General features: G+C 70.0%; 13 protein-coding genes and 2 pseudogenes. 8 read left to right on the forward strand and 7 right to left on the reverse strand.

Annotated elements, in window-relative coordinates; all coding sequences use genetic code 11:
• Positions 1-73: 73 nt before the first annotated feature.
• Both V6M51_RS07390 and V6M51_RS07395 read left to right on the forward strand, forming a co-directional pair.
• A pseudogene (locus tag V6M51_RS07390) lies at positions 74-685 on the forward strand (ATP-binding protein); the annotation flags it as partial.
• A gap of 11 nt (positions 686-696) precedes the next feature.
• Positions 697-1,104 carry a GFA family protein gene (locus tag V6M51_RS07395; protein WP_332765959.1) on the forward strand — a complete coding sequence of 136 codons (408 nt, stop codon included), beginning with the start codon at positions 697-699 and terminating at the stop codon, positions 1,102-1,104.
• Here the strand turns inward: V6M51_RS07395 and V6M51_RS07400 are convergent, their stop codons facing one another.
• The 4 genes and pseudogenes from V6M51_RS07400 to V6M51_RS23860 all read right to left on the reverse strand — a co-directional run.
• The gene (locus tag V6M51_RS07400) at positions 1,105-1,527 is read right to left on the reverse strand and encodes a hypothetical protein (protein ID WP_332765960.1); all 423 of its coding nucleotides are present in this window, start codon (positions 1,525-1,527) and stop codon (positions 1,105-1,107) included.
• Between the two features lie 61 nt (positions 1,528-1,588).
• Positions 1,589-1,942: a hypothetical protein gene (locus V6M51_RS07405; RefSeq protein WP_332765961.1), complete on the reverse strand. Its 354-nt coding sequence runs from the start codon at positions 1,940-1,942 to the stop codon at positions 1,589-1,591.
• Positions 1,943-2,111: 169 nt separating this feature from the next.
• Positions 2,112-2,504, reverse strand: a complete 393-nt coding sequence (locus tag V6M51_RS07410) for a hypothetical protein (protein ID WP_332765963.1) — start codon at positions 2,502-2,504, stop codon at positions 2,112-2,114.
• A 124-nt stretch (positions 2,505-2,628) separates the two neighbouring features.
• A pseudogene (locus tag V6M51_RS23860) lies at positions 2,629-2,817 on the reverse strand (response regulator transcription factor); the annotation flags it as partial.
• Positions 2,818-2,916: 99 nt separating this feature from the next.
• Between V6M51_RS23860 and V6M51_RS07415 the strand changes: the two are divergent.
• Genes V6M51_RS07415 through V6M51_RS07425 form a run of 3 tightly spaced genes read left to right on the forward strand, consistent with a single transcriptional unit; the run spans position 2,917 to position 6,635 of the window.
• Positions 2,917-3,306, forward strand: a complete 390-nt coding sequence (locus V6M51_RS07415) for a helix-turn-helix domain-containing protein (protein ID WP_332765965.1) — start codon at positions 2,917-2,919, stop codon at positions 3,304-3,306.
• Between the two features lie 46 nt (positions 3,307-3,352).
• The gene (locus V6M51_RS07420; RefSeq protein ID WP_332765967.1) at positions 3,353-4,879 is read left to right on the forward strand and encodes a response regulator; all 1,527 of its coding nucleotides are present in this window, start codon (positions 3,353-3,355) and stop codon (positions 4,877-4,879) included.
• A 37-nt stretch (positions 4,880-4,916) separates the two neighbouring features.
• The gene (locus V6M51_RS07425; protein WP_332765969.1) at positions 4,917-6,635 is read left to right on the forward strand and encodes an AmpG family muropeptide MFS transporter; all 1,719 of its coding nucleotides are present in this window, start codon (positions 4,917-4,919) and stop codon (positions 6,633-6,635) included.
• A gap of 136 nt (positions 6,636-6,771) precedes the next feature.
• Here V6M51_RS07425 and V6M51_RS07430 read toward each other — a convergent pair whose 3' ends face one another.
• Genes V6M51_RS07430 through rlmN form a run of 3 tightly spaced genes read right to left on the reverse strand, consistent with a single transcriptional unit; the run spans position 6,772 to position 9,268 of the window.
• Positions 6,772-7,602, reverse strand: coding sequence for a S1 family peptidase (locus tag V6M51_RS07430; protein WP_332765970.1), 831 nt, complete (start codon positions 7,600-7,602; stop codon positions 6,772-6,774).
• Between the two features lie 6 nt (positions 7,603-7,608).
• Positions 7,609-8,037 carry a DUF350 domain-containing protein gene (locus V6M51_RS07435; RefSeq protein WP_332765971.1) on the reverse strand — a complete coding sequence of 143 codons (429 nt, stop codon included), beginning with the start codon at positions 8,035-8,037 and terminating at the stop codon, positions 7,609-7,611.
• 52 nt (positions 8,038-8,089) lie between these two features.
• Complete coding sequence (gene rlmN / locus V6M51_RS07440) at positions 8,090-9,268, reverse strand: 23S rRNA (adenine(2503)-C(2))-methyltransferase RlmN (protein ID WP_332765973.1); 1,179 nt, start codon at positions 9,266-9,268, stop codon at positions 8,090-8,092.
• 314 nt (positions 9,269-9,582) lie between these two features.
• On the opposite strand from rlmN, the gene V6M51_RS07445 reads away from it, so the two are divergent.
• The 3 genes from V6M51_RS07445 to V6M51_RS07455 all read left to right on the forward strand — a co-directional run bounded on the left by V6M51_RS07445 (position 9,583) and on the right by V6M51_RS07455 (position 12,306).
• Entirely contained in the window at positions 9,583-10,587 is a 1,005-nt protein-coding gene (locus V6M51_RS07445; RefSeq protein ID WP_332765975.1) for an NADPH:quinone oxidoreductase family protein, read from the forward strand.
• Between the two features lie 133 nt (positions 10,588-10,720).
• Complete coding sequence (locus tag V6M51_RS07450; protein ID WP_332765977.1) at positions 10,721-11,572, forward strand: SDR family NAD(P)-dependent oxidoreductase; 852 nt, start codon at positions 10,721-10,723, stop codon at positions 11,570-11,572.
• A 17-nt stretch (positions 11,573-11,589) separates the two neighbouring features.
• On the forward strand, positions 11,590-12,306 hold the full coding sequence (locus tag V6M51_RS07455) for a 2OG-Fe(II) oxygenase (protein ID WP_332765979.1): 717 nt from the start codon (positions 11,590-11,592) through the stop codon (positions 12,304-12,306).
• Positions 12,307-12,311 lie beyond the last annotated feature (5 nt).

A 12,311-nucleotide genomic window follows, 5' to 3' on the forward strand; every position in this document is an offset into this window, starting at 1 on the left:
GCATCACCACATCCGATGTTTCGGCCATCGTAACCGGCGATGTTCGTATCAGTCTGGGTGTGTTTGCTACCTAATGCCGGAATTCTCGGCCCAGGCCTTGGATTCCCTGCGCCAGCCCCTTGAGACCGGCGAGGTGACGGTGGCCCGCGCCAACGCCCATGTCTGCTACCCGGCCCGCTTCCAGCTGGTGGCCGCCCAGAACCCCTGCAAGTGTGGCATGGGCGGGACGGGCCGTGGCGCCTGCGGTCGCGCCCCGCGCTGCCAGACCGACTACCAGATGAAGGTCTCGGGCCCGTTCATGGACCGCATCGACCTGCAGATCGACGTACCGCCGGTCAGCGCCGCCGACCTCGCCCTGCCGGCCCCGGCCGAGGGCACGGCCCAGGCCGCCGCCCGGGTCGCGACCGCCCGCGCCCTGCAGGTCGAGCGGGCCGGCGAGGAGGGGGCCGCGCTCAACGCCCGCGCCGACGGCGATTTCCTCGAGAAGATCGCCGACCTCGACCCCCCGGCCCGGGCCCTGCTGGCCAAGGCCGCGGAGGCCGGCGGCCTGACCGCCCGCGGCTGGACCCGGACCTTGCGCCTGGCGCGAACCATCGCCGACCTCGAGGGCTCCGGCGGCGTGCGCCGCGTCCACGTGGCCGAAGCCCTGGTCTATCGGCGCACGGTCGCGCCGGCCCTGGTGTGAAGGAGACGACGATGAGCCCGATCGGCGGAAGCTGCCTGTGCGGCGCGGTGCGATTCGAGATCGTCGGCGAGCCGCTGTCGCTGTCCTATTGCCACTGCTCGCGCTGCCGCAAGTCGGCCGGCGTCTTCGCCGCGGTGCTGATGGTCCGCGCGCGGGACTTCCGCCTGCTTTCCGGCGCCGAAGACATCCGCCGCTACACGCCCGAGCCGCCGTTCCGCCATGTGCGCGGCTTCTGCGGGACCTGCGGCTCGCCCATCGGCGAGCCCTCCGACGAACACGAGACCTTTCCCGTCGCGGCCTCGGCCCTGGACGACGATCCGGGCCTTCGGCCGGTGATCCACCTCAACGTCGCCTCCAAGCCCGCCTGGTACGAGATCACCGACGGGGTGAAGCAGATTCCGGGGAACTATGGAGGCTAGCTAATCAGCGCGCGCTCGGCAGCCCTCGAGCCACGATCCCACGCCCAGGGCTGCGATCACCAGATAGCTCCAGATGACCAAGGCCTGACGGTAGGGCATGGGGTTTACGCTGTGGTCGACCAGGATGGCCAGGTGGATAATCACCGCCAAGAGCTGGAAGGCGCTGGCGAACAGCAGCCAGGTGCGGTCTGTGGTCAAGGTCAGCCAGACCAGCACCGCGAGTAGGGCTAGGTCGACAGCAAAGACGCCCCACTGTGGATCGAACCAATTGCGGGAGTTCTGCGCCAGCGGTGTGAGCGCCCATGCCAGGATGCAGGCGCCTGCCACGATCCATTCCGGACGGCGCCCACGCCAGAACGCTAGGCCGCAGACCAAGGCCATCACGACCAGCCAGATCTGTTGCGGGAGATTCTGGAAATACAAGAAAGGACCCCTGGTCGCCCAAGGGTCCCATTCTAGGCAGAGCCGAGCCAGAGCTGAAAGCTCAGGCTGCGGTTTGGCTCACGGTGCGGAGCCTGCGGCCGAGCGCCGCTTGCGGCGGCTTTTCGGCGCCGTCGCCGAACATCACCGCGCCCAGGCCGATCTGGGTCTTGGCGGCGTCCAGTTCCTTGTGGGTCTCGACGATGGCGCGGCGTGCGCTGGCGAGCGCGGTGATGGCCTCGCTGGCGCGTTCGACAGCGTCCTGGCCGATCAGGGCCGAGAGGCCGGCGTCGGCGCGAAGGCCCGGCATGACGCCCGCCAGGCGCGCGGTCTTGGCCAGGGCGACATCGATGGCGGCCTCGGCCTCGAACAGGCTGGCGGCGATCTGGTCTGCGATCATTCGGCGTTGCTTGAGCATGAGTTCTCTCCTGCGCGCCGGAAGCCCCCCGGTGCGTTGATGGAAATTCCAGAATTTCGGTGAGTTCAGATGAGGTCTTGGAGGGCGTGGAGGCCGGCCAGCAGGGCCCCGAATGCGAGGGCCGAGACGATGGCGATGAGACCGACCAGGCCCAGGCGTATCGCGGGGCTTAGGTCATTTCGGCCGATCCCTCCCCGGGCTCCGGCTGGAAGCTCTCGTCCAAGAGCGCCCAGCTGAGGCAGAGGATTTCCCGCAGGATCATTTCGGGCGGCTTGAAGCGGGCCATCTTGCGGGTGGCCGAGACCAGCTCCCGCGCCATGGTCTGCTTGACCGGGGTGTCGACGAGATCCGCCAACTGCCGCTCCAGCTGGCTCCAGGAAAAGGCCGGGACCATCGGCTGGTCGGCTCGATGCTCCGGCCAGCGGCGCTCGAAGGCCTCCACCTCCTGGCGCAGGCGCAGGGCCCGCCCGATGTCCGCCCGCCGGATCGCGTGGTCCGGATCGGCCGCCAGTCCCGTCCGGATCGCCCGGATGTCCGCCAGCTCTCGCAACAACTCGCCCATACGCCGCATCTCCCTGTTCGGCGTCATGGAGCGGCAGGCGGGCCTCGTTGTCTGTCCTGATTGGATCGTGTCCCGACGCGATGGGGACAACCGCGTCGTGGTCGGCCAGGGCGCGTGCGGCGCTGTAGCGGTCGCTTACGCCCAACTTTCGCCGGGCGCGGTCGCAATAGGTGTCGACCGAGGCCTTGGACATGCCAAGCTCGCGGGCGATCTGTTTGGAACTGAGATGACGGTCGACAAGCCGCAGGCAATCCCGCTCCCGGGGAGTGAGAAGCTCGACAAGGTCCTCGATCGTCTCTTGCGGCGCGCGCATAAGGTGAACAGGTTAGACACCCGTGTGAGAACGAGTCTACTCGCTATGGCTACGCTCCCGCGCCGCAAATGGCCGCAGAGCGGCTGAGGAGGTCGCAACATGGCCCTCGACGACGCTGCCGGGCCCGATCCCGTCGATATCGCCATCGGTGCGCGGATGCGTTTGCGGCGCAAGTCCCTGGGGATAAGCCAGGGCGCGCTGGCCGATCAGATCGGCGTGTCGTTCCAGCAGGTGCAGAAATACGAGCGCGGGGCCAACCGAGTCTCGGGCTCCACCCTGGTGGCGGTCGCCGCGGCGCTGGCCACCACCGTCGGCTGGCTGGTGGGCGAGGAGGGCGCGATCTCCGACGCCGCCGACGAGATCGTCCAGGCCCTGGCCATGTCCGGGGCGGTCGACCTGCTGGAGGCTTTTGTCGACATCCCCAAGGCCTCGGCGCGGACGGCCCTGGTGGCCCTGGCCCGCGAAATGGCGGTCCAGCGCTCGTCCTGAAGGGGGTTTGACCCTCCATTAAGCGGCGGCGGTTAGGGTTGACGCCATGGCCCGCAAGACCCCGCCCCGCGCCGCGAACGTCAGCGCCGAACAGCTCGCCTCCCTGAGCCACGAATTCCGCACGCCGCTGAACGGGGTGCTGGGCATGGCCCGGCTGCTTGAGGGCACCCGCCTGACCCAGGAACAGCGCGCCTATGTGGCGGCGCTGCGCGATTCCGGCGAACACCTGCTGGGCCTGGTCAACGACGTACTGGATTTCGCCCGCCTGGGCGCCGACAAGATCGAGCTGCAGCCGTCGACCTTCGAGGTCGAGGGCCTGCTGCGTTCGGTGTGCGAGCTGATGTCCCCGCGGGCCCGCGAAAAAGGGTTGGAGATCGCCTGGGCCGCGCCGGCCGGGATCGGCCAGGCTTTCGCCGACGAGGGTCGGCTGCGCCAGATCCTGCTGAATTTCGCCGGCAACGCCATCAAGTTCACCACGCAGGGCGGGGTGCTGGTCACCGTCGCCGAGGTCGGGGAACGCCTGCGCTTCGCCGTGGCCGACACCGGCCCAGGGGTCACCGAGGCGGCGCGCGACAAGATCTTCGAGGCCTTCGAGATGGCCGACCCGTCGCACGACGTGCAGCTGGGCGGGGCGGGCTTGGGCCTGGCCATCGCCCGCAAGCTGGCCAGCGCCATGCACGGCGCGGTTGGCGTCGAGACCTCGGCCTCCGGCGGCGCCACCTTCTGGTTCGAGGCGGACTTCGAACGCCTGCCCGCAACGCCCGAATTCGCCTTGCGCGGCCGCACCGTGGCGCTGGCCAGCGCCAATCCCGTCCTCGCCGAGTCCGCGCGCCGCCAGATCGAGGCCGGCGGCGGCGACGCCGTCGTCGCCACGGGTGTCGTGGCCCTGATCGCCCAGACCGGCCCCGCCGACGTCCTGTTGCTGGACCACGGCCTGGCCGCCGCCGGCAAGATCCTGTCCCTGCCGGCCGGGCGCACGGCCATCGTGCTGCTGGCGCCGGAGGATCGCGGCCTGATCGACCGTTACCGCGCCGCGGGCTTCGCCGGCTATCTGATCAAGCCCCTGCGCCGAGGATCCCTGGCCGAGCGGGTGCTGGCCGCCGCCGGCCTGCGCACGGGCGCCGAACGCGTCGAGGCGCCGGAGGACGACCGGGTCGCCCCGGCCGCGGCGCCGGGCGCCCGCGTGCTGCTGGTCGAGGACAATCCCATCAACGCCCTGCTGGCCCGCACCCTGCTGATCCGCGAGGGATGCGCGGTCGACCAGGCGGGCGGCGGCGAGGAGGCGCTCGCGGCGCTCGCGGTCGGCGACTACGACCTGATCCTGATGGATATGCGCATGCCCGGCATGTCGGGCCTGCAGACCACCGAGCGAGCGCGGATCCTGGGGGTGCGGACCCCGGTGGTGGCGCTCACCGCCAATGCTTTCGAGGAGGACCGTCACGCCTGCCTAGCGGCCGGCATGGACGACTTCCTGGTCAAGCCGCTCTCCCCGGACGCCCTACGCCGGGCGCTGGCCAAGTGGACCGGGCGCGGCGACTGGACGGGAAAAGCGGAGCGGGCCAAGGTCCGCTGACGGCGGGGGCGGCCCCGCGCGCCGGGAACGCCTGTCCATGACCATCGAAAGCCAAGCCGCGCCGGCCCCCAAGCGCGGAGCCCTGCAGGCGCTCGCCGTCTATCTGGAACGCCGCTCCCTGGTGATGCTGGCCCTGGGCTTCGCCTCGGGCCTGCCCAACCTGCTGATCTTCGACACCCTGTCGGCCTGGATGCGCGACGCCGGCCTGAGCCTGGAGACCATCGCCTTCCTGAGCCTGGCGACCCTGGCCTATTCCTTCAAGTTCCTCTGGGCGCCGCTGATCGACCGCACCAAGGTGCCGGGCCTGACCAAGTGGCTGGGCCATCGCCGCTCGTGGATGCTGGTGGCCCAGGCGGCGATCATGATCGGCCTGTGGCTGATGGCTGGCGGAAATCCGGCCGCCAATCTCGGCCTGATCGCGCTCTTCGCCGTGGTGGTCGGCTTCGCCGGCGCCACCCAGGACATCGTCATCGACGCCTGGCGGATCGAGGCGGCGGGCCAGGAGAAGCAGGGCGTGCTGGCGGCCTCCTACCAGTGGGGCTGGCGGCTGGCCAATGTGGCGGCGGGGGCCGCGGCCCTGGCCCTGGCCGAGATCATCTCCTGGAACATGAGCTACGCGATCATGGCGCTGCTGATGCTGATCGGCGTCGCGGGCGTCCTGGGTGCGCCGCGCGAGGCCCAGCACGAGATCCGCCCGATCCATGCCGAGGACATCCCCTCGCGCCCGGCCTTCGAGATTCCCGAATGGTTCGCCCGCCTGGCGGTGCTGGTGTTCGGCGCCCTGGTGTTGGGCTCGGGGCTCTCGGGCAATGTGGCGATCCTCACCGACGCCATGGCCCGCCTGGGCCAGGCCGGCGCCGCCGAGGGCTTCAAGGCCGCCTGGGAGGCCAAGCCCTGGGGCGTCTTCGCCCAGATCGCAGGCGTTGTGGTCGGCGGGACGATCATCTTCCTGGCTGCCTGTCCCGTGCCCGGGGTCCAGACCCGTCCGGGCCGCTATCTGGGCGTGGCGCTCGGCGAGCCGTTCCGGGAGTTCTTCGCCCGGTTCGGCGGCCTGGCGGCCCTGATCCTGGCCACCATCTGCCTCTATCGGCTGTCGGACTTCGTGCTCAACATCATGAACCCGTTCTACCAGGACCTGGGCTTCTCGAAGATCGAGATCGCCGAGATCCGCAAGGTGTTCGGCATCCCCATGACCATGCTGGGCGTGGGCCTGGGCGGGTTCGCGGTGGTGCGGCTAGGCCTGCTGCGGGCCCTGGTGGTCGGGGCCTTCGCGGGGCCCTTGAGCAACCTGGTCTTCGCCTGGCTGGCCACCCAGGGCGCCTCGATGAGCGCTCTGACCATCGCCATCGGGGTGGACAACATCGCCGGCGGCTTCTCCGGCACCTGCCTGATCGCCTACATGTCGAGCCTGACCTCCGCGGGCTTCACGGCCACCCAGTACGCTCTGTTCTCGTCGCTCTATTCCCTGCCCGGCAAGCTGGTGGCTTCGCAGTCGGGGCGGATCGTCGAGGGGGCGGCCGCCTCCGCCGACGCCGGCGGTGTCTTCGCCGCGCTGAAGGCCCTGTTCGCCGCCACCCCGCCCGAAGCCTATGCCGCGGCGGCGGCCAAGTCGGGCGTCACCGCCCAGGCGCTCGGCGCCGGCTATGTGGTGTTCTTCCTCTATTCGGCCCTGATCGGCGTGATCGGCGTGGTCCTGGCCTTCATGGTCGCGGCCAGGACCCCGACGGCCGAGACCGCTCCCGATACGGTGGCCTAACCCACAACAACCCGCTCATCCCGGCGAAGGCCGGGACCCAGATTCGGCCGCTGAGCCGGCGAATTGAACACGAGTTCAGAGCCCTACGATCTGGGCCCCGGCCTTCGCCGGGGTGAGCGGTGTTTGGGGTGGTCGCCTACGTCTTCAGGCAGATCACCTGCGCCACCCGCAGGTCGCGGCGCAGGCTGTCGGCGACCCGGCCGTAGTTGTCGATGGTGATCGGCTCGCCCATGGCGAAGCCCGAGGCTCGCTCCCGGGTGGCCGCGAGCGCGCTGGTCACGGTCTCCGGAGCGGTGGTGTAGATCCGTCCCCGGCGCGGCGACTCGGCCACGGTGACGCCCACCACCCGGCCCGCGCGGTCCAGGGCCGGCGAGCCGGAAAGTCCGGCAAGGGAGCCCTTCAGATTGTCCGTGCGGCCGGTCTCGGCCCAGACCAGCACCGACTCGGTGCGCGCGCCGCGGCCACGCACCACCAGGTTCTCGCGACCCAGCAGGCGCGAGGTGGCCTCCCCCGGCTGGCCCTGCGGGAAGCCCAGGTGATAGGCGCGGTCGCCCCGGCGCAGGGGCTGGTCCAGGCCCATGGGCAGGGGCGGCGCCCCGCCCTCGGTGGTCAGGATCGCGGCCTCGCCGCGCGGGTCGATGCGGACCCTGGCCTCCACGCCGCGGCCCTCGGCCACCACGATGGCGGTCTGCGAGCAGCCGTCGACCACGTGGCGGGCGGTGACCCAGACGCCCTTGTCGGCCACCGAGAAGGCGGTGCCCACCCCGGGCTCGGCCCTGTCCGGCACGTCCACCACCACCGACGGATCGAAGGGCGAGGCGGGACCCAGCGGCAGGCCCTCGTCGCCGGCCACCGGCGGCGGCGGCGGCGGGGCGTCGGCGCGCTCCTGGCGGCCCACGGCGGCGATCAGCAGGGCCAAGACCACCGCCAGATAGACCAGCCAGTCGGGCAGGCGTGGGAAATGCATTCGGGCTCAGCCCGAGACCGCGGCGGCGATGATCACGGCGGTGGCGAGCTTGGCCCCGACCAGCAGGGCGGCGGCGGCGACCTCGCCCTCCTGGATCCGCTGGGGCAGGCCGCGCAACAGCATGTCCACCAGCCGGAAGACCAGCAGCTGCAGCGCCACGGCCGCGGCGCCCCAGAGCGCGATCTCCAGCATGGAGGTCGAACGCGCCAGTGAGGTGGCCAGCGGAATGGAGAGCCCCAGCAACACCCCGCCCAGCGACAGGGCCGCGGCGGAGTTCCCCGCGCGGATCAGGGTGATCTCCTTGTGCGGAGTCAGCAGGATATAGACGCCCGCGGCGAGGACCAGGATCAGCACCGTCACCCCGATATGCATCAGGGTGATCGGGAAGCCGGTGGCGAAGGCCTGGATCTCGGGGGACTGCAGATCTGGCGGCATGGGGGCCCGTCAGCGAATGTTAAAGTCGGGGCGAAGGGTTATCACGGTGGCGCTAGACCACAATGCCCTCCGCCGCCGGCGGCTCGACCGGGGCCTTCCGCCGGGCGCTGGCGCGAACCTTCTCGCTCTCCGACTTGAGCTGGCCGCAGGCCGCCAGGATGTCGCGTCCACGCGGGGTGCGGATCGGCGAGGCGTAGCCGGCGCGATTGAGGATGGCGGCGAACTTCTCGATGGCGCCCCAGTCGGAGCATTCGTAGTCCGTGCCCGGCCAGGGATTGAACGGGATCAGATTGATCTTGGCCGGCACGCCCTTCAGCAGCTTCAGCAGGGCCAGCGCCTCGGCCGGGCTGTCGTTGACGCCCTTGAGCATGACGTATTCGAAGGTCACCCGCCGGGCGTTGGACAGCCCCGGATAGGCGCGGATGCCGGCGATCAGCTGCTCGATCGGATACTTCTTGTTGAGCGGCACCAGGACGTCGCGCAGGGCGTCGTTGGTGGCGTGCAGCGAGATGGCCAGCATGGCCTGGGTGCGCTCGCCCAGCTCGTGCAGCTCCGGGACCACGCCGGAGGTCGAGACGGTGATCCGCCGCCGCGAGATGGCGATGCCCTCGCCGTCGGAAATGATGTCGATGGCGTCGGCGACATTGTCCAGATTGTAGAGCGGCTCGCCCATGCCCATGAAGACGATGTTGGAGAGCCGGCGGTCCTCCTTGGGCGAGGGCCATTCGGAAAGGTCGTCGCGGGCGACCTGGACCTGGGCGACGATCTCGGCGGCGGTCAGGTTGCGCACCAGGGCCTGGGTGCCGGTGTGGCAGAAGGTGCAGTTGAGCGTGCAGCCGACCTGGCTGGAGACGCAGAGCGCCCCGGAGCGGCCGACATCGGGGATGTAGACGGTCTCGACCTCGATGCCCGGGGCCATGCGGATCAGCCACTTGCGGGTGCCGTCCTTGGAGACCTGGCGCTCGACGATCTCGGGGCGGGTGAGCGAGAAGGCCTCGGCCAGGGCCGCGCGGGTCTCCTTGGCCACGTCGGTCATCATGGCGAAGTCGGTGACGCCATAATGGTGGATCCAGCGCCAGAGCTGGGTCGCCCGCATCTTGGCCTTTTCGGGCTTCACCACGTCAGCCGTCACCAGCGCCTCGGCGAGGCCCTTGCGGGTCAGGCCGGAGAGGTTCGGCTTCACGGCCGCGGGCGCGGAAGATCCGCGCGAAAGATCAAGGGTGACGCCCAAGGGAAACTCGCTGTCTGGAAGCCGGCCAATATAGGCGAAGGACCCATTTCCACCAAATCAACGCCCTGCGGCGGTCCGCACACCCCCACCCTCGTCATCCTCCGGGCTCGCGAAGCGAGATCCGGGGGACCCAAGCCGAGTTGCGGAACTTGATAGGCCGCTTCGGTCCCCCGGATCGTCTTTCAGACGACCGGAGGATGACGAGGGAGTGGGGTGGCCGCGCCGAAATCAAACAAATGTTCGTCCGACCCTTCCGCGCCCCGCGCCCCTGCGCTAGCGTCCGCCGCAAATCCAATATGACGCGGGAGACGACGATGAAAGCGGTGCTCAGCAAGGTTACGGGCGGACCCGAGACCCTGGTCTATGAGGACATCCCCGCGCCGGACGCGCCCAAGGCCGGCTTCGCGACCATCGACGTCAAGGCCGTGGGGATCAACTTCCCCGACGTGCTGATGATCGAGGACAAGTACCAGGCGAAGCCCCCGCGGCCCTTCGCGCCCGGCGGTGAGCTTTCCGGCGTCATCACCGCCATCGGCGAGGGCGTGACCAATGTGAAGGTCGGCGACCGCGTCCTGGCCCAGATCGGCTCCGGCGGCATGGTCGAGCAGGTCAGCGCGCCTGCGGGCCGGCTGACCAAGATCCCCGACGCCATGCCCTACGACATCGCCGCGGCCTTTATCCTGACCTACGGCACCAGCTACCACGCGCTGAAGGACCGCGGCCACTTGAAGGCCGGGGAGACCCTGCTGGTGCTGGGCGCGGCCGGCGGCGTCGGCCTCTCGGCCGTGGAGCTGGGCAAGGCCATGGGCGCGCGCGTCGTGGCCGCCTGTTCCACCCAGGAGAAGGTCGACCTGGCCATCAAGCACGGCGCCGACGCTGGGGTGGTCTATGGCCGCGGGCCCTTCGACAAGGACGGCCAGAAGGCGCTGGGCGCGCTCTTCAAGGAAGCCGGCGGGGCCGACGGCTTCGACGTGATCTATGACGCAGTGGGCGGCGACTATGCCGAGCCCGCCCTGCGCTCGATCGCCTGGGAAGGCCGCTACCTGGTGATCGGCTTCGCCGCCGGCGACATCCCGCGCATCCCGCTGAACCTCGCCCTGCTGAAGGGCTGCGACATCGTCGGCGTGTTCTGGGGCAACTGGACCGCGCGCAACCCCGGCCTGTTCCAGCAGAGCATCGAGGAGCTGCTGGCGCTCTACGCCAAGGGCAAGATCAAGCCCTATGTCTCCGAAAGCTTCCCGCTCGCCAAGGGCGCCGACGCCATCGCTCACCTCGGCAGCCGCAAGGCCATGGGCAAGGTCGTCGTGACCATCGACTGATGAGGCCAACCTCCCAGATGCTCCCCCAGAAGGGGTGCATCTGGGCTTGGCGCGACGCCCGAACGGCGCCTTGCTCTCGACGCCGCATCGATCCGGCTTTAGTTATCGCCGATCATATAGCGGAGGGGAAAGCATGGCGGGACGTTTGGACGGCAAGGTGGCGGTGATCACCGGGGCCGCGTCGGGAATCGGGCTGGGCACGGTCGAGCTGTTCGTGGCCGAGGGCGCCCGGGTCGTGGCGGCCGACATCCAGGACGAAAAAGGCGCCATGCTGGCCAAGCGCTTCCCCGGCAAGGTCGCCTACGTCCATTGCGACGTCACCGACGAGAGTGAGATCGAGGCCGCGCTGAAGCTCGCCAAGTCCGAGTTCGGCGGGCTGGACATCCTGTTCAACAACGCCGGCATCTCCGACCGGATGACCACGATCACCGAGATCACCGCCGAGGGCTGGAGCTGGATCTTCGACGTCCTGGTGCGCGGTCCGGCGCTGGGCATGAAGCACGCCGTGCCGCTGATGCTGGAGCGCGGCGGCGGCTCGATCATCAACACCGCCTCGATCGCCGGCCTGCAGGCGGGCTGGGGGCCCATCGCCTATTCCACCGCCAAGGCCGGCGTCATCCATATGAGCCGCTCGGCCGCGGCCCAGCTCTCGCCGCAGAAGATCCGGGTCAACGCCATCTGTCCCGGCCTGATCGCCACCTCGATCTTCGGCGCCTCCATGGGCCTGCCGCGCGAGGTCGCCGACCAGATGGCCGCCCGTGTCGCCGACGCCGCCGCCACGGTCCAGCCGGTGCCCAAGGCCGGCATGCCCGACGACATCGCCCAGGCCGCGCTCTACCTGGCCTCCGACGCCGCGGCCTTCGTCTCGGGCACGCACATCGTGGTCGATGGCGGGATCACCGTGGGCAGCCGCCATTCCTGGGACCAGAGCGCCGGCTCTCCGTTCGCGGCGATGTTCGGCGACCTGGCGCCCGCCCAGTCTTGAGCGGTCCGGCCTCCAGCTTGAAGCTCGCAGCGGGGCTCGACCCCGGCAAGCTGGCGCCGGCCTTCGCCCGTTTCGGCCGGCTGCACCTGCCCGGCATATTGCCGCTGGCCCAGGCTCGAGCGGTGAGCACGGCGCTCGCGACCGCCACGCCCTGGCACAAGTCCATGCATGTCAACGGCAAGGGCTATGACTTCGCCCTGGAGACCCTGGCGGCCATGCCGGCCGAGCGCCGGGCGGCCCTCGACGCGGCCATGGTCGAGGGCGGCAAGGCGGGTTTCCAGTACCAGTTCGACGCCTGGCGGCTGTCGGACCTGAGGGAGGCCGGCCAACGCGCCGGCGGGCCCCTCGCGCCCCTGGAGTCCGTCTACGACCTGCTGAATAGCGAGGCCTTCCTCCAGTTCGTCCGCAAGCTGACGGGCGACCCGCGGCCGGCCTATGTGGACGCCCAGGCGACCCGCTACCGGGCCGGCGACTTCCTCGCCACCCACGACGACGGGGTCGAGGGCAAGAACCGGCTCTACGCCTATGTGCTGAACTTCACCCGCGCCTGGCGCACCGACTGGGGCGGGCTGCTGGCCTTCCACGACGCCGACGGCCATGTGGCCGAGGCCTATGTCCCGACCTTCAATGCACTGAACATCTTCCGGGTGCCCCAGCCCCACGCGGTGACCCAGGTGGCGAGCTACGCGGCCGGCGAGCGGCTGTCGGTCACCGGATGGATCCGTGAGCGCTGAGCCCC

The organism is Phenylobacterium sp. (assembly GCF_036677185.1).
Classification (GTDB): Bacteria; Pseudomonadota; Alphaproteobacteria; order Caulobacterales; family Caulobacteraceae; genus Phenylobacterium.